18 protein-coding genes are annotated in these 20,213 nt (G+C 71.2%); 5 read left to right on the forward strand and 13 right to left on the reverse strand.

What is annotated here, in order from left to right; all coding sequences use genetic code 11:
- Positions 1-60: 60 nt before the first annotated feature.
- The 6 genes from OG729_RS32040 to OG729_RS32065 all read right to left on the reverse strand — a co-directional run bounded on the left by OG729_RS32040 (position 61) and on the right by OG729_RS32065 (position 8,735).
- Complete coding sequence (locus OG729_RS32040) at positions 61-456, reverse strand: nuclear transport factor 2 family protein (protein ID WP_360884209.1); 396 nt, start codon at positions 454-456, stop codon at positions 61-63.
- 99 nt (positions 457-555) lie between these two features.
- A complete protein-coding gene (locus OG729_RS32045; RefSeq protein WP_405809382.1) occupies positions 556-1,656 on the reverse strand; it encodes an LLM class flavin-dependent oxidoreductase in 1,101 nt (366 codons plus the stop codon).
- Positions 1,657-1,820: 164 nt separating this feature from the next.
- Positions 1,821-3,470: an allophanate hydrolase gene (locus OG729_RS32050; RefSeq protein ID WP_405809384.1), complete on the reverse strand. Its 1,650-nt coding sequence runs from the start codon at positions 3,468-3,470 to the stop codon at positions 1,821-1,823.
- Positions 3,471-3,781: 311 nt separating this feature from the next.
- Positions 3,782-7,303 carry a 5-oxoprolinase/urea amidolyase family protein gene (locus tag OG729_RS32055; protein ID WP_405811365.1) on the reverse strand — a complete coding sequence of 1,174 codons (3,522 nt, stop codon included), beginning with the start codon at positions 7,301-7,303 and terminating at the stop codon, positions 3,782-3,784.
- Positions 7,304-7,317: 14 nt separating this feature from the next.
- The gene (locus OG729_RS32060) at positions 7,318-7,914 is read right to left on the reverse strand and encodes an urea amidolyase associated protein UAAP2 (RefSeq protein WP_405809385.1); all 597 of its coding nucleotides are present in this window, start codon (positions 7,912-7,914) and stop codon (positions 7,318-7,320) included.
- Positions 7,911-8,735 (reverse strand): urea amidolyase associated protein UAAP1, encoded by an 825-nt coding sequence (locus OG729_RS32065; RefSeq protein WP_405809386.1) that lies wholly within the window; start codon positions 8,733-8,735, stop codon positions 7,911-7,913. The genes OG729_RS32060 and OG729_RS32065 overlap by 4 nt, the downstream gene beginning before the upstream one ends.
- A 172-nt stretch (positions 8,736-8,907) precedes the next feature.
- Between OG729_RS32065 and OG729_RS32070 the strand changes: the two genes are divergently transcribed.
- Positions 8,908-9,543: a TetR/AcrR family transcriptional regulator gene (locus OG729_RS32070; RefSeq protein ID WP_405809387.1), complete on the forward strand. Its 636-nt coding sequence runs from the start codon at positions 8,908-8,910 to the stop codon at positions 9,541-9,543.
- A gap of 61 nt (positions 9,544-9,604) precedes the next feature.
- Here the strand turns inward: OG729_RS32070 and OG729_RS32075 are convergent, their stop codons facing one another.
- Together OG729_RS32075 and OG729_RS32080 are read right to left on the reverse strand one after the other, a co-directional pair.
- The gene (locus tag OG729_RS32075; protein ID WP_405809388.1) at positions 9,605-10,528 is read right to left on the reverse strand and encodes an ADP-ribosylglycohydrolase family protein; all 924 of its coding nucleotides are present in this window, start codon (positions 10,526-10,528) and stop codon (positions 9,605-9,607) included.
- Between the two features lie 260 nt (positions 10,529-10,788).
- On the reverse strand, positions 10,789-11,277 hold the full coding sequence (locus OG729_RS32080; protein ID WP_405809389.1) for a DUF3515 domain-containing protein: 489 nt from the start codon (positions 11,275-11,277) through the stop codon (positions 10,789-10,791).
- 89 nt (positions 11,278-11,366) lie between these two features.
- Between OG729_RS32080 and OG729_RS32085 the strand changes: the two genes are divergently transcribed.
- Entirely contained in the window at positions 11,367-11,897 is a 531-nt protein-coding gene (locus OG729_RS32085; protein WP_360876115.1) for an RICIN domain-containing protein, read from the forward strand.
- A 67-nt stretch (positions 11,898-11,964) separates the two neighbouring features.
- Here OG729_RS32085 and OG729_RS32090 read toward each other — a convergent pair whose 3' ends face one another.
- Entirely contained in the window at positions 11,965-12,396 is a 432-nt protein-coding gene (locus OG729_RS32090; RefSeq protein ID WP_405809390.1) for a hypothetical protein, read from the reverse strand.
- Positions 12,397-12,595: 199 nt separating this feature from the next.
- On the opposite strand from OG729_RS32090, the gene OG729_RS32095 reads away from it, so the two are divergent.
- Complete coding sequence (locus OG729_RS32095) at positions 12,596-13,150, forward strand: TlpA disulfide reductase family protein (RefSeq protein ID WP_360876121.1); 555 nt, start codon at positions 12,596-12,598, stop codon at positions 13,148-13,150.
- A 129-nt stretch (positions 13,151-13,279) separates the two neighbouring features.
- Positions 13,280-13,699 (forward strand): hypothetical protein, encoded by a 420-nt coding sequence (locus tag OG729_RS32100; protein ID WP_360876123.1) that lies wholly within the window; start codon positions 13,280-13,282, stop codon positions 13,697-13,699.
- Between the two features lie 227 nt (positions 13,700-13,926).
- Here OG729_RS32100 and OG729_RS32105 read toward each other — a convergent pair whose 3' ends face one another.
- Positions 13,927-15,504, reverse strand: coding sequence for an amino acid permease (locus OG729_RS32105; protein WP_405809392.1), 1,578 nt, complete (start codon positions 15,502-15,504; stop codon positions 13,927-13,929).
- Between the two features lie 405 nt (positions 15,505-15,909).
- On the opposite strand from OG729_RS32105, the gene OG729_RS32110 reads away from it, so the two are divergent.
- Positions 15,910-17,178 carry a class I SAM-dependent methyltransferase gene (locus OG729_RS32110; RefSeq protein WP_405809394.1) on the forward strand — a complete coding sequence of 423 codons (1,269 nt, stop codon included), beginning with the start codon at positions 15,910-15,912 and terminating at the stop codon, positions 17,176-17,178.
- A 118-nt stretch (positions 17,179-17,296) separates the two neighbouring features.
- On the opposite strand, the gene OG729_RS32115 is transcribed toward OG729_RS32110, so the two are convergent.
- The 3 genes from OG729_RS32115 to OG729_RS32125 all read right to left on the reverse strand — a co-directional run bounded on the left by OG729_RS32115 (position 17,297) and on the right by OG729_RS32125 (position 20,121).
- On the reverse strand, positions 17,297-18,667 hold the full coding sequence (locus OG729_RS32115) for a cryptochrome/photolyase family protein (protein WP_405809396.1): 1,371 nt from the start codon (positions 18,665-18,667) through the stop codon (positions 17,297-17,299).
- A 123-nt stretch (positions 18,668-18,790) separates the two neighbouring features.
- Complete coding sequence (locus OG729_RS32120; protein WP_405809397.1) at positions 18,791-19,540, reverse strand: anti-sigma factor domain-containing protein; 750 nt, start codon at positions 19,538-19,540, stop codon at positions 18,791-18,793.
- Positions 19,537-20,121: a sigma-70 family RNA polymerase sigma factor gene (locus tag OG729_RS32125; RefSeq protein WP_360876133.1), complete on the reverse strand. Its 585-nt coding sequence runs from the start codon at positions 20,119-20,121 to the stop codon at positions 19,537-19,539. The genes OG729_RS32120 and OG729_RS32125 overlap by 4 nt, the downstream gene beginning before the upstream one ends.
- Positions 20,122-20,213: the final 92 nt, after the last annotated feature.

The following is a 20,213-nucleotide window of genomic DNA, read 5'->3' on the forward strand; positions in this document are numbered from 1 at the left end:
ACAGCCCCGGGCTGGCCTCGTTCATCGCTTCCGGGTGGTGAACGAGGCCTCAGCGTCCGGTCAGCTCCAGAAGCTGTCCTCCTCGTCGATGTCCTCGGTGCACTCGTCGATGTCGGTGATCTTGCCGTCCACGATCGTGAAGAAGAGGCCTTCGCGGATCTCGATGCCGCGGTCGCCCCGGTCGGCCCGGGCCGTGTGGAAGGACATGACGTGCCCACGGCCGTCGGCGAGCACGGCTTCGAGCTCGACCATCATGGTGCCGCTGGTCATCTCGCCCAGCCGCTGGTACAGCCCGAGAACGGCGTCGCGGCCCTTGTGGTGTCCGGATATCGCGCTGTTACCGGGCACATGGTGGACGACATCCGCCGTCATCAGGGAGCCGAGTGTTGCCATGTCCCCCTCTCCGAACGCTGCGTAGCCCCGCCGTACCAGAGCGCTGTCCGGGTGCTCAGCCATAGTGAAGTCACACCTTTCGTCCCTATAAGCCCGTCTTTCCTCCATCTTCCGCCGGGGGCGGGGGACTGTCCACGCAGGCTGCCCGGGCGTTGGCCGGCGTCAGGCGGCGGCCTTCGCCGCGTCCCGCTTGGCGACTTCTTCGCGCACGATCGGGATCACATGGCGGCCGAAGTCGATCGCGTCGTCGAGCAGGTCGTAGCCGCGGGCGGAGAGGATCTCCACACCGAGGTCGTAGTAGTCCAGCAGCGCCCGGGCGACGGTTTCGGGCGTGCCGACGAGCGCGGTGGAGTTGCCTGCGCCGCCCGTCTCGGCGGCGGTCGGCGTCCACAGCGCCCGGTCGTGGCGCTCGCCCCGGTCGGCGACGGCGAGGAGCCGCTGCGAGCCGGCGTTCTGCGGGTTGGTGAGCGGATGGCGACGGCTGAGCGGGGCGCCCGCCTTGCGTGCCCTGATCCGGTCCAGGGTGCGGTGCGCCTTCTCCCAGGCGAGTTCCTCGGTGGGCGCGATGATCGGCCGGAACGCGACCTGGATCTTGGGCACATCGGTACGGCCCGCCGCCTTCGCGGCCGCCTTCACCGACTCGATCTGCTGCGCGGTCTCGGCGAGCGGCTCGCCCCAGAGGCAGTAGATGTCGGCCTCGGCGCCGCCCGCCGCGTACGCCGCGGGTGAGGAACCGCCGAACGAGACGCGGGGGTGCGGCTGTTGTACGGGGAAGGTGTCGCTGACGAAGTCGTTGAAGCGGTAGTGCGTGCCCTCGTGGTCGAAGGGCTCGTGCGAGGTCCAGGCCTTCTTGATGATCTGGATGGCCTCGCGGGTGCGGGCGTAGCGCTCGTCCTTGGTGAGGAAATCGCCCTCGCGCTGCTGCTCGTGGTCGTTGCCGCCGGTGATGAAGTGGACGGCCAGACGACCGTCGCTGATGCGGTCGAGGGTGGCGAAGGTCTTCGCGGCGAACGTGGGGTACGAGACGTTCGGGCGGTGGGCGACGAGGATCTGCAGCGTCTCGGTGCGGGCGGCGATGTACGCGGCGGCGGGGGAGGGATCGGGCGAGCCGGAGCCGTAGGCGAACAGGACGCGGTCCCAGCCGTGGTCCTCGTGGGCGCGGGCGAGCCTGAGCGTGTACTGCTTGTCGAAGGAGGGCCCGGAGCGGGGTGTGACTTCGGAGCCTTCATTGGTTGCTGCGATGCCGAGGAACTCGACGGGCATGGTGCGGCTTCATATCTCGCGATGCGGTTGTGGTGGTCTGCCGGTGTGGAGCCGTCAGAGGCAACACGAGGCGGACCACACACGACCGAAGTCGATGTGGTCGCGGGTGACCAACCGCAGCGGAGGACGCATCCGCTCAGTGGAACAGGTGTGTTGGGGCCCGGTCAACTGTTTCGGTAAGCCCGCCAGCCGCCGTACGCCGTGATGTCCTCGGCGCCGTCGAGGGCCGCTGGTTCGCAGAGGAAACCGGGAGCGGTGGTCCCGTCGGCGAGTTCCACGCGGCCGATCGCCATGGGGTGGGGCAGGGCGGCGGTGAGTGCGCCGAGACCTGCCTGGGGGAGCTCCCAGATCTCGGCCTCGATCGGCCGGCCGCCGCTGCTGACGCGGACGAGGCCCGGCTTGGGCGGGTCGGTGCGCAGGGCGAAGAGGCGGTAGTTCGGGGCGGTGGTGGTTGTGGCTGCCAACGTAGCGCCGAGGGCCAGAAGTTGGTGGTTGAGGGGCTGGCCGGAGAGGTGGGCGCCGACGACGGCGATACGGGTGGGCGGTACGGGCGGGGCGAGATGGGCCGCGATACGGGCGAGACGGTCGTCCGTGCCGGCCGGGCCGACCAGCATCACCCCGAAGGGGCGGCCGGCCACGTCGTCGCCGGGGACCGCGACCGCGGCAAGGTCGAACAGGTTGGTCGAGTTGGTGAAGCGACCGAGCCGGGCGTTGGCTCCGAACGGGTCGTCGGCGACCTCGGCGAGGGTGGGGTGGCCGGGGGCGGTGGGCAGCAGCAGTGCGTCGGCGTCGGTGTCCGCGAGGGCGGCCATGGCGCGGTCGCGCAGAGCGGCGAGCCGGGCCTGGTCGGCGAAGAGCTCGTGGGCGGGGATGTCGCGGGCACGGCGGATGATGGCGGCGACGGTGGGGTCGAGGTCTTTTGTCGCCTTGTCGATGAAGGCACCGACCGCGGTGTAGCGCTCGGCGACGAACGCACCGTCGTACAGCATCGCGGCGGCGTCGGTGAATTGCGTGAGGTCGATGGCTCGAAGCTGCACCCCGGCGGCTTCGAGGCGTGCCGCCGCCGCTTCGTACGCCTTGGCCCAGCCGTCGTCCATCTCCCCGAGCTGCTCGGTCGGCGGCACGGCGATCCGCCAGGGGCCGGGGGCGCGGGGCCCGGTGCTGTGGCCGGGGCCGGTGGCGATGAGGGCGAGAGCGAGCTCGGCGTCCTGAAGCGTACGGGCGAAGACGCTGACGCAGTCGAGACTCGCGCAGGCCGGGACCACGCCGTCGGTGGGGACGAGTCCGCGGGTGGGCTTCAGCCCGACGATGCGGTTGAAGGCGGCGGGGACGCGGCCGGAGCCGGCGGTGTCCGTGCCGAGGGCGAGGTCGGCGATGCGGAGGGCGACGGCGACGGCGGACCCGGAGCTCGATCCGCCGGCCACGCGCGCGGGGTCACCTGCGCTGTGCACGGCGCCGTACGGAGACCGGGTGCCGACGAGACCGGTGGCGAACTGGTCCATGTTCGTGCTTCCGAGCACGACGGCGCCGGCGGCTCTGAGCCGGGCGACGGCGGGGGCGTCGGCCGTTGGGTCGTACGCGTAGGAGGGGCAGCCGGCGGTGGTGGGGATGCCGTGGACATCGATATTGCCCTTGACGGCGAGGGTGCGCCCGGCGAGGGGGAGGCGCGTACCGGCGGCGAGGCGTCGGTCGATGTCGCGAGCCTCGGCCTCGGCGTCGGCGCGGGGACGGAGGGTGATCCAGATGTCGGGACGGTGGACGCGGTCGATGAGGTCGTAGGCGGCGCGGACGCGGGTGAGGGCGGGGGTGTGCATGGGGGCGGCTCCTTGGGGTGGGGGTGGTTGGGGTGCGGGCGGTTGGGGTGCGGGCTTGGGATTTGTCCCCCACCCCGCCCCTTCCCGTAACCGGGGGCGCTGCCCCCGGACCCCCGGTCCTCAATCGCCGGACGGGCTGGAAAATCCAGCCCGTCCGGCGATTGAGGACACTCCCCCTACGCCCTGCGGGCGTGGGGGGACCCCCAGCGGGCGTACGGGGTCTGGGGCGAAGCCCCAGTTACGGGATGGGGGTACCTCCCACGGCCGCCAGGCCGTAGGAGGAGGGCGGGGTGGGGAAAACTCCCCCCGGGTCAGAGCTCCGTCGGGGTCAGGATGGCCAGCGGCGTGCCCGCTTCCACCTGCGTGCCGGGCGCGACCAGGAATCGCGCCACCCGCGCCGCGTACGGCGCGTGCACGCGCGATTCCATCTTCATCGCTTCCAGCGTCAGCAGCGGCTGACCCGGCGCGACCATCGCTCCCGGCTCCGCGTTCAACTGCCAGACAGAGGCTGCGAATTCGGCCTCCACCACCTGTCCGCCCGGCGGAACGTCCAGTTCGGGGACCGCGGGCGCGGCAGGCGACTGTGCGCGGGCGAACTCGCCCGCCGCCTCCCACGCCGCGCGTTCCTCGGCGAAGGCCAGCGACTGACGGGCGCGGAATTCGGCGATCGACGGCGCGTTGTCGGCGAGGAAGCGCTGGTAGTCCGCCAGCGAGAAGGTCCCCTCCTCGATACGCGGCGTGAAGCGGCCCGCCGCCATGTCCGCGCGCAGTTCGAGAAGTTCGTCCGCGTCGACCGGGTACCAGGTGATCCGGTCGAAGAACTGCAGCAGCCACGGCTGTTCCTGCCAGCGTGACCACACCTGCGTCGTACGGCCCACGAACTGGTACCCGCCCGGGCCCTCCATGCCGTACACGCACAGATATGCGCCCCCGATGCCGACCGAGTTCTCCGCGGTCCAGGTCCTGGCCGGGTTGTACTTCGTCGTCACCAGGCGATGGCGCGGGTCCAGCGGCGTGGCGACCGGCGCGCCCAAGTAGACGTCGCCCAGGCCCAGTACGAGATATTCGGCGTCGAAGACCGTGCGGTACACGTCGTCGACGGAGTCGAGACCGTTCACCCGGCGGATGAACTCGATGTTCCACGGGCACCACGGCGCATCGTCCCGAACCCCCGCCATATAGCGCGCGATCGCCTCCCGGGTCGCAGGATCGTCCCAGGACAAGGGCAGATGCACGGTACGGGACGGCACGACGAGCGCATCGGTGGGCGGGAGTCCGGACTCCAGACGGATCAGCACCGACAGGAGCGTGCGCTGCGGGAGGACATCGGGGTCGGTGTGGATCTGGAGCGAGCGAATGCCGGGCGTCAGGTCCACCACCCCCGGCAGACCCTCCGCGGCGAGGGCCTCCGCCAGCGCGTGGACCCGCATCCGCAGCGCCAGGTCCAGCTCCATCTCCCCGTACTCGACCAGTATGTTGTCGTCTCCGCTGCGGCGGTAGGTGACCGATTCGCCCCGCGCCAGAATCCCGCCGTCGACGATGACCGGGCGAGGCTCGCCCTCCACCGTCACCGGCACGAACCGGACCGTGTCGCCGGGACGCAGCTGGCCCAGCTTCCAGCGTTCGGCCTTCAGGATCGTCGCCGGGCAGACGAAGCCGCCGAGCGACGGGCCGTCCGGGCCGAGCAGCACCGGCATGTCACCGGTGTAGTCGACCGCGCCGACGGAGTACGGAGTGTCGTGGATGTTGGAGGGGTGCAGGCCCGCCTCGCCGCCGTCCGCGCGTGCCCAGCGTGGCTTCGGGCCGATCAGCCGTACACCGGTGCGCGCCGAGTTGAAGTGGACCTTCCACTCGGCAGCGTAGAAGTCGTGGATGTCCTGCTCGGTGAAGAACTCCGGCGCGGCGTGCGGGCCTTCGGCCACCGCGATGTGCCACACCTCGCCGAAGGAGGGCCGGTCGGGGTGCGGGACCGCCCCACCCGGCGCCGCGGCGGAGTGCGGGACCGCCCCACCCGGCGCCGCGGCGGCGCGGCCGCGCAGGACATCCCCGGTGCGCAGCTCCCGGCCCCCGTGCCCGCCGAAGCGGCCCAGCGTGAACGTGGCCGCGCTGCCCAGGAAGCCGGGCACATCCAGGCCGCCCGCGAACAGGATGTATGTGCGCAGGCCCCGGTCCGCGGGTGCGCCGACGGCCAGCGAGGAGCCCGCCGCCACGGTGAACGGCTCCCACTGCGGCGCCGGTCTGCCATTCACCGTGACCGGCGCGGGCGCGCCCGTCACACAGACCGTCGTCGCATGGGTGAAGCGCAGCGCGGGCCCCTGGAGCGTGCACTCCAGGCCCGGCGCCCCCTCGTCGTTGCCGAGCGCGCGGTTGCCGAGCCGGAAGGAGAGGTCGTCCATCGGCCCCGAGGGCGGGACGCCGACCTGCCAGTAGCCGGTGCGGCCCGGCCAGTCCTGGACGGTGGTGAGCGTGCCTGATGCCATGACCTCGATACGCGGCGTGGGGTCGGCGATCGTCGCCAGCGTCGCGGTGGTGTGCCCGGCGGCCCGTACGGACGCGTCCGAGAGAGCCGCCCGCACCAGGCCCAGATTCGTCTCGATGCCGTCGATGCGAGTCGCGGCCAGCGCGGAGTCCAGCCGCGCGAGGGCGTCGGCGCGATCGCTGCCGTACGCCACGAGCTTGGCCAGCATCGGGTCGTACGCCGTCGTCACCTCCGTGCCCGTCTCGATCCAGGCGTCGACGCGTACGTCCGGGGGGAACGCCACGCGGGTCAGCAGCCCGGCGCTCGGGCGGTGGTCGCGGCTCGGGTCCTCGGCGTAGACCCGGGCCTCCACGGCATGGCCGCGCGGTGCGTCCGGGGCCCGTACGACAGCCGTCTCGCCCTGGGCGAGACGCAGCATCCACTCGACGAGATCGACGCCGTAGATCTCCTCGGTAACCGGGTGTTCCACCTGGAGGCGGGTGTTGACCTCCAGGAAGTACGCCTCTTCGCGCGCCGCGTCGTACACGAACTCGACCGTGCCGGCGGAGCGGTAGCCGACCGAGGCGCACAAGGCCTGGGCGGATGCGGCCAGTTGTGCCCGTACGGAATCGGGCAGGCCGGGCGCGGGAGCCTCCTCGAGCACCTTCTGGTTGCGGCGCTGGAGCGAGCAGTCGCGGTCGCCGAAGCTCACCACGCGGCCCTGTCCGTCGCCGAAGACCTGCACCTCGACATGGCGGGCGCGCTCGACGAGGCGTTCCAGGAACACCCCGGCCGATGAGAAGGAGGCGGCGGCGACACGCTGCACCCCCTCCCAGGCGTCGGCCAGCCCCTCGGCGTCGTACACGGCCCGCATCCCGATGCCTCCGCCGCCGCCCGTGGCCTTGAGCATGACCGGGTAGCCGATGCGCTGCGCTTCGGACAGCGCCGCGTCGAGGCCCGGCAGCAGCCCGGTGCCTGGGGCCAGCGGGACGCCGGCGGCCTCGGCGGCGGCCCGCGCGGTGTGCTTCGCGCCGAACAGCTCCAACTGGGCGGCGGTCGGTCCGACGAAGACGATGCCCGCGTCCTCGCAGCGGCGCGCGAAGCCGGCGTCCTCGGAGAGAAAGCCGTAGCCGGGGTGGATGGCGCCCGCGCCTGTGTCCTTCGCGGCCTTGAGCACGAGATCGGCGTCGAGATACGACTTCTTGGCGGGCGCGGGGCCGAGCCGTACGGCCTCGTCGGCGAGCCGGACATGGGGGGCTGAGCGGTCGGGGTCGGAGAAGACGGCGACCGTACGCAGCCCGAGGCGGCGGGCGGTGCGGATGATGCGTACCGCGATCTCGCCCCGGTTGGCGACGAGCAGGGTGTCGAAGGTCAAGGGGCCTGTGGGGCTCATGCGGCGGCCTCGCTGATCGTCATCTCGACCGCGGTCGGCTCGAAGCCGTTGCAGGGGTTGTTGATCTGCGGGCAGTTGGAGACGAGGACCAGGACGTCCCGCTCGGCGCGCAGGGTGACGCGCAGACCGGGGGCGGAGATGCCGTCGACGATGCCGAGGGTGCCGTCCTTCTCGACGGGGACGTTCATGTACCAGTTGATGTTGGAGACGAGGTCGCGCTTGCCGAGGCCGTAACGCGCGCCCTCCGCGAGGAAGTTGTCGACGCAGGCGTGCTGTGACCAGGTGTGGTGGCCGTAGCGCAGAGTGTTGGACTCCTTGGAGCAGGCGCCGCCGAGGGTGTCGTGGCGGCCGCAGGTGTCCTCGGTGACGCTCATCAGCGGGGTGTGCTCGTTCGACATCAGCACGCTGCCGGTGGTGAGGAAGATGTTGCCCTGGGCGTGAACGGTGTCGGCGGCGCTGTAGCGGACGGCGGTGTCGTGGGCGTCGTAGACGAGGAAGTCGACGGCCTGATTGCCGTGCAGGTCGGTGATGGTGAGTTGTTCACCGGCGCGGACGACGGCGGACCAGGCGGCACGGGCGGGTACGACTGTCATGACTGGCCCCTTGCGGCGAGGAAGTCGGCGGTGTTGGCGTAGGCGCGGCGGCTTTCGGGAGTGGCGTCCCACAGCGGGTCGCCGGACGCGGTGGGGGAGGCACGCCAGGCCAGCACCTCGAGCGGCGTGCTCGTGTAGGCGGGGCGCGGGTCCAGGGGGTGCGGGACGTTCGCGATCAGCACGGTCAGGTCCTGCTCGGCGCGGAGCGTGACCGATGCGGCGGGTCCGGCCGAGCCGGTGAAGTCGAGGGTGCCGTCGTCCCGTACCTCCACGCCCTGGAAGAAGGAGACGGAGGGTGGCAGATCGCGTGGCTCCAGGCCGTTCTTGAGCGCGGCGAGGGTGAGGAGCTCGCGGCCGGCGGGGGAGGCGGACTGCGGGGTTCCGTCTCCGTAGCGGTGGGTGTTCCGTACGAGCGTGGAGGTGCCGCACAGGGCGTCGTGGCGGCCGCCGGTGTCCTCGATCAGGGTGGCGAGAACTCGGCCCTGATCGGAGAGGAGGAGCCGGCCGGCGCGGAGGTAGGCGTTCCACTGGACCTTGACGGTGTCGGCGGCGTTGAGCCGCTCCCAGGGGCGGCCGTCGACGTACAGCAGCAGGTGCGCGCAGGCGTCGCCGCGCAGGTCAGTGAGCCGCAGCTCGGTGCCGCGGGCAATGACACGGTGCGTGTAGTTGCCCCCGGCGACGGTCTCCGCCCAGACCAGATGCCCCGCCTCGCAGGGCGGCGCGGGCCACTCGGTGGCCGGCACGACGGGCATGGCTTCGGCGCGGACGCCGTCCTGGGCGCGGGCGTGGTCGCGGGCTCCGTATGTCGTGGCGGTCGCCATGGCGGTGTGCCTCCTCCGGCTCGACGGATGTCGCGGGGCTATTTCTGTCGCGCGACAGAAATTAGGCGGAGGGGGAGTCGTGTCCATTGCCCGGCCATTGCCGGACCGTTACGGAACGCTCACCGTGATCTTGCTGCAGGAGGCCGGTCCGTGGTGTGCGACGATCGGCAGCATGAGCACCACCACGGGACGACGGGTCGGACGGCCGCGCGCCAAGCAGCGGCCGGACAGCGGTATGACCACCCGGGACGAACTCCTGCTGGCCGCAGCGGAGTTGTTCACCACGCACGGGTACGCGGCGACCACGACCCGGGCGGTCGCCGAGAGCGCGGGCATGCGGCAGGCGACGATGTACCACTACTTCAGCGGCAAGGAGGACCTGCTCGCGGAACTCCTGGAGTCCACGGTCACCCCGTCCCTGACCCTGGCACGCGGCCTGCTCGCCGACGAGTCGCGCCCGGCTGAGGCCCGCCTGTGGGAGCTGTGCCGCTCGGACGTGGAACTGCTCTGCGGGGGTCAGCACAACCTGGGCGCGCTGTACCTGCTCCCGGAGGTGCGGGGCGAACGCTTCGCGGGCTTCCACCGGGTGCGGTCGGACCTGAAGTCGGCGTACGGGGAGCTGCTGTCGGCGACGGAGGCGGGGGCGGAGCTGGAGAAGGACGAGCGGCTGCTGCGTACGGACCTGGTGTTCGGCCTGATCGAGGGAGTGATCCTGGTCCACAGGGGAGACCCGGACCGCCCGGTGGCGACGTTCGCGTCGGCGACGGCGGACGCGGCGCTGAGGATAGTGGGCTGCGTGCTCGCCTGAACCAGGGGGCGCCGGGCGCCCGCGGGTCGGGACACGGCCGTCGGCACCACCGGTCACCCCGTCACGACGCCAACCTCTCGGCCAGCCGCGCCAGTTCCGCCACCCGCAGCACCCTTGCCCCGAACCCCGGCAGCGGGACGTGCAATGCCTTCAGCCACCGTTGCGGGATCGCCCCGAATCCGTACACCGCACCGGCCAGCATCCCCGTCACCGCCGCCACCGTGTCCGTGTCTCCGCCCAGGTCGATTGCCGCGGCCAGGGACTCCTCGTACGAATCTGTCGTCCGCAGCGCCCACACCGCGGAGCCGAGGCACGGCCACGCCGCGCCGTTGAACTCGGTCGCAGCGTCCGGATGCCAGTCCGGTGCGAGGACCGTCGCCCAGCGAGCGCGGTGGGCCGCGTTGACGTGGGCGAGGGCGGACGGGACAGCGGCCAGCGGGTCGCCACCGTCCAAGGCGACGCGGATCAGGTCGTGGAGGACCGCCGTGCCCTCCCAGGCCGCGCCGTCGCCATGGGTCAGGGCCGCCATCCGGCGGGCGGCGGCCATCGTTGCTTCGCGGCCCGCCGCCGCGAAGTGCACCGCGGAGGTGGACGCCCGCATCAGGGAGCCGTTGCCTGCGGCGCGGCCCGTCACCTGGAAGTGGAGCGGTGCCGCGAGATCCCACGGGTGGCCGTTCGTGAGGACGTCCTCCGTCTGCAGGCCGATGTCCTTCGGCTCGGCCGCCGCCCAGCGCTGGAACCGCACGAAGATGTCGGGCAGGTCCAGGCCGTCCCGTTCCAGCAGCGACTCCCCGACCAGCACTGCCATCTGCGTATCGTCGGTCGCCTCACCGGGGTCCCAGCCGCCGCCCCCGCACATCTCGCCGACCCCGTCCGGGAATTGGGCGGTGTACACGCCCGCCTCGCGGAACTCGAAGGGCGCACCCAGCGCGTCCCCGACGGCCGAGCCGACGACTGTGCCGATGATGCGTTCCATCCGTTGCATCGGGCCAGCGTAGGTGGGCCCCCCGGGCACACGCCGCACGGGCCCGGCGCGAGCTGTATGCGCTGTCTGATGGCGATGCTTGGTGCTGTGCCCGCTCGCGCCATGGGCGGCACAACGCCGACACCCCTCCCTTTGGGGCAGTGCCCTGTGAGGCAGTGCCCAGTGGGACGTCGCGGACCTGCACGGTTCGCGCCTATGTTCGGTTGTTCAGGTCCCCGGATCAATGGGGGCTGCGACCGGCGAGGGGTGTGGTGGAGGTGTCATCTTCCCTGCTGGTCGAGGCACTTGGACTCTGTTGCGATGGGCTTGACGGCGTCGGAGAGCGTGACCAGGACGACATCGACGGACTTGGTGTGCTCGGGGATGGTGAGCTCGACGGCGGGCCGTCGGCCGTAGGTGACCAGCAGCCGCCCTCCCCTGCCGTGTTCGGAGATCTCGCGGATGACCCAGTCGGTGTTGTTGATGCTGGCGCACGGGTCGGTGGTCTTCTCGGGCGGGGTGACGCCGCAGCGGGCGATGACCTCGTTGTCGCCCCACACGGTGACGCCCGGGCTGAGGGCGCGCTGGCGGCTCAGTCCGGCGAGCTTGCTCGGGAGGCGCTTGGCCAGGGCGGCGCAGGCCGGGTCTTTGGCATGCGGGCCGGGCTTGGGCTCGTCCTCGCCGGCCAGGGCGGCGAAGGTCACTCCGAGGGCGGTCAGGGCCAGGACGGCGATGAGCGAGAGCCAGCTCGAGCGGGATCGGTTCTTCACGGCTTTGAACCGTACGGCAGGGCCGGGGCCTGGAGTTGTTCGGGGGTGTTCCCGCTGTGGGAGCGCCCGGATATGAAGGGCTGACAGACATGCAGAAGACAGTGAAGGCGCTGGTGCTCGCAGGTGCGGGCGTGGGCCTGGTGGCGGGTTCCGTGTCGCCGGCAGTGGCCGCGTCGACCGGCGCGACCGGGACGCACAAGAACGTGCAGATCGCGAAGGTGTGGGGAACCAAGCCGGGCAAGGACATGTGCTGGACCTCCGAGAAGGGCGGTCTGGTGCTGCGCGGCTGCGGGAAGAAGGCGAAGACGCCCACGCAGGTGTGGACGGTGCAGTACGTCAAGCGGTCCGGGAACGACTTCATACACACGATCCGGAACAAGAAGTCCGGCAAGTGTCTCGGGGTCACCTCGAAGAAGTCCGGCACTGCGATCAAGCAGTACAAGTGCAACTCGAAGAACAAGGGCCAGCAGTGGGACGTGCAGTCCAGCCGGTTCCTGTCGCTGTACGCGCGGGGGCAGGTGATCGCGGCACCCAAGAGCACGGCGGGCACGAAGATGGTGCTGAACAAGCTGAACACCTCCGGCGCGGGTGACCTGCGCCAGGAGTGGGGCACCAAGTAACCCCAGCGGGAACGTGAGAAGGCCCCCCGAGCACGACTCGGGGGGCCTTCTCACGCGCTCGGGTGCGTCAGCTCTGCGCGGGAACCTGCGGGCGCTGATCGCCCTTCAGGACGACGTCCAGGTGTCCCGAGCGCCATGCGGACAGTCCCCAGGCTGCGGGGAGCTGGAGGCTCAACAGGGCGAAGATCGCCGTGACGAACGCGCTGTCGGCCGGCTGCTCGTCCCCTGCCGCCCAGGCGGTGATCCCCGCGCAGGCCAGCAGGACCGCCGTGTACAGCGCACTGTCGATGACAGCGACCCGCCAGCGCGGCATGGGAGCCGGCAGCAGACGAGCAGCGGCCAGGAGCACGGTGGCACAGGCGGGGAAGAGCAGTTCCCACGGGTCTGCTGCCGTGGTGATGCTCCAGTCCCCCAACCCTGAGAACGCCGTCGCCAGGGCGAGTTCGACACCGATACCGATCAGCCATGACAGGGCAGCGACGGTTACTCCCCGTTTCACGGTGGATGATCTTCGACCGTAGCGAGTGGGCACCCGGCGCGGTATTGGCTGTTGGGGCACTGCCCTATGGGCCGATGCGGGGCGGGAGCTGACGGCTTTAGGGTGGGGTCGTCCGGCCGCCCCGTGATGTGCGTTCTTCTTCGGTCCACAACGGGGCGGGCAATCTGTGTGTGTTGGGGTCTTGGGATACTCGCCGACCATGAAGAGGATCACGTGGCCCGTGGTGATAGCTGCCGTGGCGGTGTCGCTCGCGGCATGTGCCGAGGGCGAGGAACGCGCCGGCGAGCGTGTTGAGGGCGGCACTAAGAAGATCGCGGCCGGGCACCGGCAGCAGGCAGCGGACATCGAGGGCAGGACCCCGGGCGGGAAGCCGGTTCGGCTGTCGGACTTCCGGGGGAAGGTCGTGGTGATCAACGCGTGGGCGTCGTGGTGCGGGCCGTGCCGAGCGGAGACTCCCGGTCTTCAGAGTCTCCACAAGGAGCTGGGCGGGCGGGGGTTGCAGGTGCTCGGGGTGAACGGCGAGGACGATTCGGCGGCGGCGCGGGCCTTCCTGGGCGAGTACAAGGTGACGTACCCGACGCTGATGGACGAGGGAGGCCGTCAGATGCTGCGGATGCCCAAGGGCCTCGTATCCCAGCTCGGGTTGCCGTACACGCTGGTCGTGGACCGGACGGGGAAGGTCGCCGCCGCGCATGGAGGGGCAATCAACGAGGCTGAGTTGAAGAGTCTCGTCACACCGCTGCTGAAACCGTAAGGGGCGGACGTTGTCCGCCGGTGCCGGGTTGCTGGGACGAGGGCCCGGGCGTTCGAACCCGCGCCGGTCCAGGGCGGGTTCACCTGATACGAAGAAGGAATTCGACATCGTGATGTTCTTGGAGGGCAAGTGAGGGGCGAGATACGGTCGCTGGCGGCCGTCGTGGGTATGACTGCCGTCATCGGCATCGGCGGCGTCTCCGGGACCGCGCAGGCGGCGCCTGAGCGGGCACCGGCGGCCGCGGGGAGCTGTTCCATGGGTTCTGTGTGCCTGTGGGACCTGAAGAACTACAAGCGGCAGCAGACCTCCTGGGCCGCCACCCCTACATCGGTCAACGCCTGCTCCAAGGGCGCCAGGGGCCTGATCGACATCCGGCGGTTCACCAACCGGCTGCCCCGCTCCGGATGGAACAAGTCCCTGAAGAACTGGCACCTGATCGGCAAGGACAAGAGGACGGTCAAGCTGACGATCCCGAAGCGGGGGATGCGCGGCTCGAAGGTGCCGGACATCAGGAAGTACAACGAGATCTACTTCATGTGCTGGAAGTAGGGCTACCGGCACGGAGAGACGGGAAGGGCCCCGCACGCGGAGGGATTTGCGTGCGGGGCTCTTGCTCATGTGCGGGTCAGCACTTCACGACGGGCGAGCGCTCGGCCGCCAATGGATTCTGGGTCCGTGACGAGAGGCCGGCCATCGTTGGGGACTGGCATGCGGAGTTGTGGCTCGGCGACTCGGACAGCGTCACGACGTGCATGTGCGTCTGAACGTGGACGAGATCAAGGTGTAGTCGAGGGTTGAGCCAGTTCTGGGAGAGGCTGAGCAGGCGTCGCCGCGTGCACTCGCCTTGTATTCCGCCACCGCCAGACGGCTCCGAGCCCAACGCTGACAATCAGGAACAGCACCGTGAACCACTGGAAGTACCAGTGTCCGCCCGAAGGGTCGTACACCGACGCGCGTGGCCACGCCAGGTTCACCGTCATGAACAGGCCGTACGCCAGCGCCACGATGTTGATCGGCAGGCCCCAACGGCCCAGTGAGAACAGCGGGCGGCCCGTCTCGTCCGGCTCGGCGGCGCTTCGGTCCCAGTCGCCACGCAGCCTTCGTACCAGCATCGGGCCCGTCACCATTGCGTACGCGAGATAGAGCATCGCGATACACGTCGTGCCGATCGCGAGGAACGCCTCCGGCGAGGCGAGGTTGAGCAGGCCGAGTGCCGCCGCGGCGATGCCCACCGCGAGGGAGGGGGCGGCCGGCATGCCCGTGCGGGGGGAGACCTTCGCCAGGCGGGACGAGAAGGGCAGCACGCCGTCCCGGGCCATGGAGAAGAGCATCCGCGATCCGGCCGTCTGGATGGCCAGCGTGGCCACGGCGATCGCCACGACCACGTCCGCGAGCAGCGCCTTGCCCACTCCGTCGCCGAGGCTGCTCGTCAGGACGTACGACAGACCTTCCGTCGCCAGCCGTCCGTCGGTCAGGCTGGGCGCCGCGAGAATCCCACCGAGCAGGAGCAGCCCGCCGAGTGCGCCGGCCGAGGCGAGGGCGAGCAGAATCGTGCGGGGCGCGGTGCGGCGCGGCGCGTGGGTCTCCTCGCTGAGTTCGCCCGCGCTGTCGAAGCCGATGAGGACGTACGCCGCCGTGAACGAGCCGACGAGCAGCGCGCCGATGGCTCCGCCCTGGCCGCCCGTGTGCAGGGTGACGCCCGCCCCGCGCTCGGAGTGGGTGAGGAGCAGCACCACGATCAGTGCCGCCCCGATGATTTCCGCGGTGACGCCGATGCGGTTCACGGCCGACATCACGCGGTTGTCGAGGAGGTTGACGCCGGTGGTGAGAGCGAGCAGCACCACGGCGAGTACGGCCGCATTGGCCGCGCCGGTCGGCGTGGTCGGCGCGGGGTCGCCGCCGACCAGCTGGAAGCCGGACCAGATCGCGGGCAGGACGACCTGCAGCGCGAGCGCCGCCGCCGCGACCACGACGACCTGGCCGATCACCATGATCCAGCCGGCGAACCAGCCGAAGCCGGGCGTGCTCAGCCGCGTCGACCATTGGTAGATGGCGCCCGACAGTGGGTAGCGCGCCGCGAGTTCGGCGAAGCACGCGGCGACCAGGAGCTGTCCGACCAGCACCGCGGGCCACGTCCAGAAGAAGGCCGCGCCGCCGAACGAGAAGCCGAAGGCGAAGAACTGGAAGACGGTGGTGAGGACGGAGATGAAGGAGAAGCCCGCGGCGAAGGAGGCGTACCGCCCCATGCTGCGGTGCAGTTCCTGCCGGTAGCCGAAGCCGGCCAGCGCGGCCGAGTCATCCTGCTCGGTCCCGTGTGGACCCGGCCGTACGTCCGAGGGTGCGGTGGCGGTCATGGCAGCCCCTGTCGCTGATTCCTGTCGGATGACAGAAATTAGGGAGAGGCTGTTTCACCGGCGTCACACCGCCATGTCCGTACGGGGCCCAAGTCCTCACGCTCCCTCACCCCGGCCACCGCTCGGCGAAAGATCTGCCGCCCGACCAATCCAGCGCCCCCACCGCGCCGAATGCCCACCGAGGGGCGGTGCCCGAGGCCGGCCCGGAGGGAGCGGGAATGAGAGTGGAACGGCGGCGTGCCTGCTGCGTACCGCCCGGCGCAATCCCTGGGCCACCCTCGCCGTGTCCGCCGCCGTCCGGCCTCATGGCATGGGCCTCTTCCTGCGCGGACTGCCAGGACTGCCCGGCCTGCGCGGACTGCCCGTCCAGCCCCGTCCCCGTCAGCTGCCCCAGGAGGGTGTGAAGTGACCGTGTCCCTGTCCCCGGCGTCCCCGCGCACCGCGTCCGTCGACGCGCGGCGCTGGCCCGACGTGGCCGCCCTGCCCAAGTACTCCCGGCTCCGGACGGCTGTCGCAGAACGGCTCGTGCGGCACGCGCTCGGCCGGCTGCCGCTGCGCGTGCGGCTCGGCGGCGGCCACCCGGTCGGTCACGGCTGCCCCCTGATGGACGTGCACGACCCGGACGCCCTCTTCCTCCGCGTCGGCGCATGCGGCCTCATCGGCTTCGGCGAGTCGTACATGGCCGGCGAGTGGGAGGCCCACGATCTCGTCGGTGTGCTGACCGTGCTCGCCGAACACGCCGCCACCCTCGTCCCCGAGCCGCTTCAGCGGCTGCGCGGCGCCTGGGCGCCCAGGCAACCGGCCCCGCAGCGCAACACCGCCGAGGGCGCCCGCGCCGACGTGAGCCACCACCACGACCTCCCCAACCAGCTGTTCGCGCTCTTCCTCGACGAGACCCTGTCGTACTCTTCCGCCCTCTTCCGCGGCTTCCCGGCACAGCATCATCTGCTGGCCGCCGCACAGCATCGCAAGATCGACCGGCTGCTCGATCTCGCCCAGGTCGGGTCCGGTACCCAACTGCTCGAAATCGGCACCGGGAGGGGCGAGTTGGCCATCCAGGCGGCCCGGCGCGGCGCGCGTGTGCTGACCGTCACGCGCTCGCGGGAGCAGCAGGAGCTGGCCTGGCGGCGCATCCGGGGCGCGGGCCTTCAGGACCGTGTCACCGTCCTGCTGCGCGACTACCGCAAGGTGCTCGGCCGCTTCGACGCGATCGTCAGCGTCGAGACGATCGAGGCTCTGGGCGAGGAGTACTGGCCCGAGTACTTCATGACACTGGATCGGCTGCTCGCACCCGGCGGACGGGTCGCCCTGCAGGCGATCACCATGCCGCACGAGCGGCTGCCGGCTTCCCGCGGTACGTACACCTGGATCCAGAAGTACATCTTCCCCGGCGGCCTGCTGCCCTCGACCGAGGCGATCGAGCAGCTCGTCGCGCGCTGCACCACGCTGCGCGTGGCCGAGCGGGACGGCTTCGGCCCGCACTACGCCGAGACGCTGCGCCTGTGGCGCGAACGCTTCACCGCACACGCCGCCGAGGTGGGCGCCCTCGGCTTCGACGAGACGTTCCGCCGGATGTGGACGTTCTATCTCGCCTACTCCGAAGCGGGCTTCAGGTCCGGGTACCTGGATGTGCAGCAACTGCTGCTGACCAAGCCCGGTGACGCGGGCGCTTGACCGCTGTGCGGCCGAGGGTGTCCCGGCCGCTCCGCTGCCCCAGGTGTGGACGTGGTCCACAGCCCCCCGGATGTGACCGCTCCGGGGGCCGCGGGCCCCGACGCCCGGCCCGGCGCGATCAGTGCAGGCTCCGGCCCCGTTCGAGCCGCGCCCTGCGTTCGTCCTGGTCCACCAGCGGGTCCGGGTAGTCGAGGCGGGCCCGTTCCAGGCCGTCCAGCTTCCAGGGCTGGTGGACGGCGGGGCCCGCCAGCCCCTCCAGCTCCGGGACCCACAGGCGCACATACTCGCCGTGCGGGTCGAACCGCTTCGCCTGCGCGAGCGGGTCCAGGATGCGGTTGGGGCGCGAGTCGGTCCCCGTGCCCGCCGCCCACTGCCAGTTGAGCTGGTTGTTGGCGATGTCCCCGTCCACCAGCAGATCCAGGAAGTGGCGGGCGCCGACGCGCCAGTCCACGTACAGCGTCTTGGTGAGATAGCTCGCCACCAGCATCCGTGTGCGGTTGGGCAGCCAACCCTCGTACCGCAGCTGGCGCATCGCCGCGTCCACGATCGGGGAGCCGGTCCGGCCCTCCTTCCACGCGGTGATCTCCTTCTCGTCCCGGAACCAGTGGTCGCCGCGCGCACGGTAGTCGGCGTGGGCCGCGCCCGGCCGGGCAGCCAGTACCTGGTGGTGGAAGTCCCGCCAGGCCAGCTGGCGCACGAAAGCGTCCGCACCCGGGCCGCCCTTGCCGCGCGCCCGCTGCACCACCTCCGTGGCGGACAGCGTGCCGAAGTGGAAGTGGGCGGAGAGCCGGGACGTGGCGGGGCCGACCAGATCGTCGCGGCGCTGGTGGTACGCCCCGATGCCGCCGCTCTCGTCGGCGAGCCAACGGCGCAGCCGCTCCCGGGCCTCCGGCTCACCGCCCCTGGGCAGCCCGGGCGACGTACCGGCGACCGAGCTGCGCCGCGGCAGCGGAAGGCCGGCCAGCTCGGGCACCGACACGGCGCGCGGCGCGGCAACCGCGTCACGCAGCCCGGCAGCCTCCCACCTGCGGAAGTACGGCGTGAACACCGCGAAGTGGTCGCGGTCCACGGGCGTCACCTGCCCCGGCGGCAGCGCCGTGACCACCCCGTCGTGGACGTGCAGGGCGCACCGGATCGCCTTCAGTGCCTCGCGCAGCCGCCGCTCCCTGCGCAGGGCGTAGGCGCTGGCCCCGCCCGCGATGTGCACCACGCGCGCGCCGCTCTCGACGACCACCCGGCAGACCTGCTCGACGACTTCGCCGGCACGGATCACCAGCCGGCCGCCGCGCTCGTGCAGCCCGGCGTCCAGCGCCGCGAGGCAGTCGGCGAGAAAGGCGCGCCGGTTGGACGCGTCGAAGCCCGCCCGCCGCACGCCCCGGTCGAGCACGAACAGCGGGACCACCTCGTCCGCCTCGCGCACCGCGGCGCACAGCGCCGGCTGGTCATGAAGCCGCAGATCGGAGGTGAACAGCATCACCGCAACGCTCATACGGGTCCTTCCTCAGGCGGGGAAGTGCATCAGTCGGAAGTGCGTCAGTCGGAAGTGCGTCAGTCGGAGGTGTGTCAGACGGGAGGTGCGTCAGACGGGGAGGTGCGTCGGGCCGCAGCCGCATCAGACCGGGAAGTTCATCAAGGCCAGCGGGTCGGTGGTCGGCTTCGGCGAGCCGCCCGCCGGTTCGACCGTGATGCCCATGCCCGACGCGGCGTTCAAAGGTCCGTCCATCAGTACGGCGTTATTGGTGACGGCGGGGTCCATCAGACCCGCCGGACGCATCACTCCCGCGTCGTTGAACCAGAGCTGGTAGACCTTGCCCTGCGGCGGCTTGGGCAGCCCGGACGTGAGGAACGCCGCCTTGTTCCTGCTGTGCGAGACGACGATCGTGCCCCGCGCCCCGTCCGGGAGCTTCGCCGTGCTCACCCTGGTGTCGGGCGCGGCGAGCACCAGGGCCAGCTCCTCGGCCCGCTGCTGCGCGCGCTGCGCCTGCAGGCGTGCGTCCGTCGCCTCCTGGTGCTGCCAGAAGGCCACCCCGCCGAACGCGGCGGCAGCGGCGAGACAGGCGGCCAGCACGAACCGGGACAGCGCCCGGCCGCGCTTGGCCCTGCTGGGCACTGCCCGCCGCGAGATGCGCGGTGGATCCTGGCGTTCGGCGGAGACCCGCCGCAGTACCTGCTGCTTGAGCGCGGGCGGCGGCGTCACGGCCACCGCGAGGCCCAACTTGCTGACGGTGGCGGCCAGTTCACGCACCTCCTGGGCGCAGGCAGGGCACACCCCCAGATGCCGCTCGAACTCGGCACGCTCGTCGGGCGCCAGCGCGTGCAGCACATAGGCGCCGGTCAGCGTGTGCAGATCCGCCGTGGTCATGCGCTCACCCCCAGGCAGTCGCGCAGCCGGATGAGCCCGTCGCGCAGTCGTGTTTTGACCGTGCCGAGCGGCACGGAGAGCAGTTCGGCCACTTCCCGGTAGGCCAGCCCGCGGTAGTACGCGAGCGTCACCGACTGCCTTTGCAGCTCGGTCAGGGTGCGCAGGCAGCGCCGTACTTGTTCACGTTCCAGGCGGGCCTCGACCTGTTCGGTGACCTCGTCGTACGCGGGGGTCTGCGCCAGCAGCGCCGCCCGCCGCTCGCGGTCGGTGGATGCCTGGGACGATCTCACCCGGTCCACCGCCCGGCGGTGGGCGAGGGTGAGGATCCAGGTCATCGCCGAGCCGCGCGAAGGCTGGAAGCGCGCCGCGGTACGCCACACCTCGATCAGCACCTCCTGGGTCACCTCCTCCGACTGGGCCGGGTCGCGCAGCACGGCACGCACCAGCCCCAGTACCGGACCGCAGACCGCGTCGTACACCCGGGAGAAGGCCTCCTGGTCGCCACGGGCGACCAGGCTCAACAGCTGCTGCAGGTCGGTTCCCGTCGAGGCCGGGCCGCCTATCGGTACTGCCTTGTTCACGCGGCTTCCTCCACTGTGCGGGCATGTTGTCCGGACAGATTTCACCAGGCATTCGGAGCCGAGGGGAGAGTGGATTGGTCCGGGTCCGCAGA

This window comes from Streptomyces sp. NBC_00210 (assembly GCF_045160975.1).
In the GTDB taxonomy this organism is placed as follows: Bacteria; Actinomycetota; Actinomycetes; order Streptomycetales; family Streptomycetaceae; genus Streptomyces.

What these genes read in the sequence shown, in the direction of transcription:
- OG729_RS32040 (WP_360884209.1), bottom strand. Translation starts at nt 456, where the DNA reads ATGGCTGAGCACCCGGACAGCGCTCTGGTACGGCGGGGCTACGCAGCG.
- OG729_RS32045 (WP_405809382.1), bottom strand. Translation starts at nt 1,656, where the DNA reads ATGCCCGTCGAGTTCCTCGGCATCGCAGCAACCAATGAAGGCTCCGAA.
- OG729_RS32050 (WP_405809384.1), bottom strand. Translation starts at nt 3,470, where the DNA reads ATGCACACCCCCGCCCTCACCCGCGTCCGCGCCGCCTACGACCTCATC.
- OG729_RS32060 (WP_405809385.1), bottom strand. Translation starts at nt 7,914, where the DNA reads ATGACAGTCGTACCCGCCCGTGCCGCCTGGTCCGCCGTCGTCCGCGCC.
- OG729_RS32065 (WP_405809386.1), bottom strand. Translation starts at nt 8,735, where the DNA reads ATGGCGACCGCCACGACATACGGAGCCCGCGACCACGCCCGCGCCCAG.
- OG729_RS32070 (WP_405809387.1), top strand. Translation starts at nt 8,908, where the DNA reads ATGAGCACCACCACGGGACGACGGGTCGGACGGCCGCGCGCCAAGCAG.
- OG729_RS32075 (WP_405809388.1), bottom strand. Translation starts at nt 10,528, where the DNA reads ATGCAACGGATGGAACGCATCATCGGCACAGTCGTCGGCTCGGCCGTC.
- OG729_RS32085 (WP_360876115.1), top strand. Translation starts at nt 11,367, where the DNA reads ATGCAGAAGACAGTGAAGGCGCTGGTGCTCGCAGGTGCGGGCGTGGGC.
- OG729_RS32095 (WP_360876121.1), top strand. Translation starts at nt 12,596, where the DNA reads ATGAAGAGGATCACGTGGCCCGTGGTGATAGCTGCCGTGGCGGTGTCG.
- OG729_RS32105 (WP_405809392.1), bottom strand. Translation starts at nt 15,504, where the DNA reads ATGACCGCCACCGCACCCTCGGACGTACGGCCGGGTCCACACGGGACC.
- OG729_RS32115 (WP_405809396.1), bottom strand. Translation starts at nt 18,667, where the DNA reads ATGAGCGTTGCGGTGATGCTGTTCACCTCCGATCTGCGGCTTCATGAC.
- OG729_RS32120 (WP_405809397.1), bottom strand. Translation starts at nt 19,540, where the DNA reads ATGACCACGGCGGATCTGCACACGCTGACCGGCGCCTATGTGCTGCAC.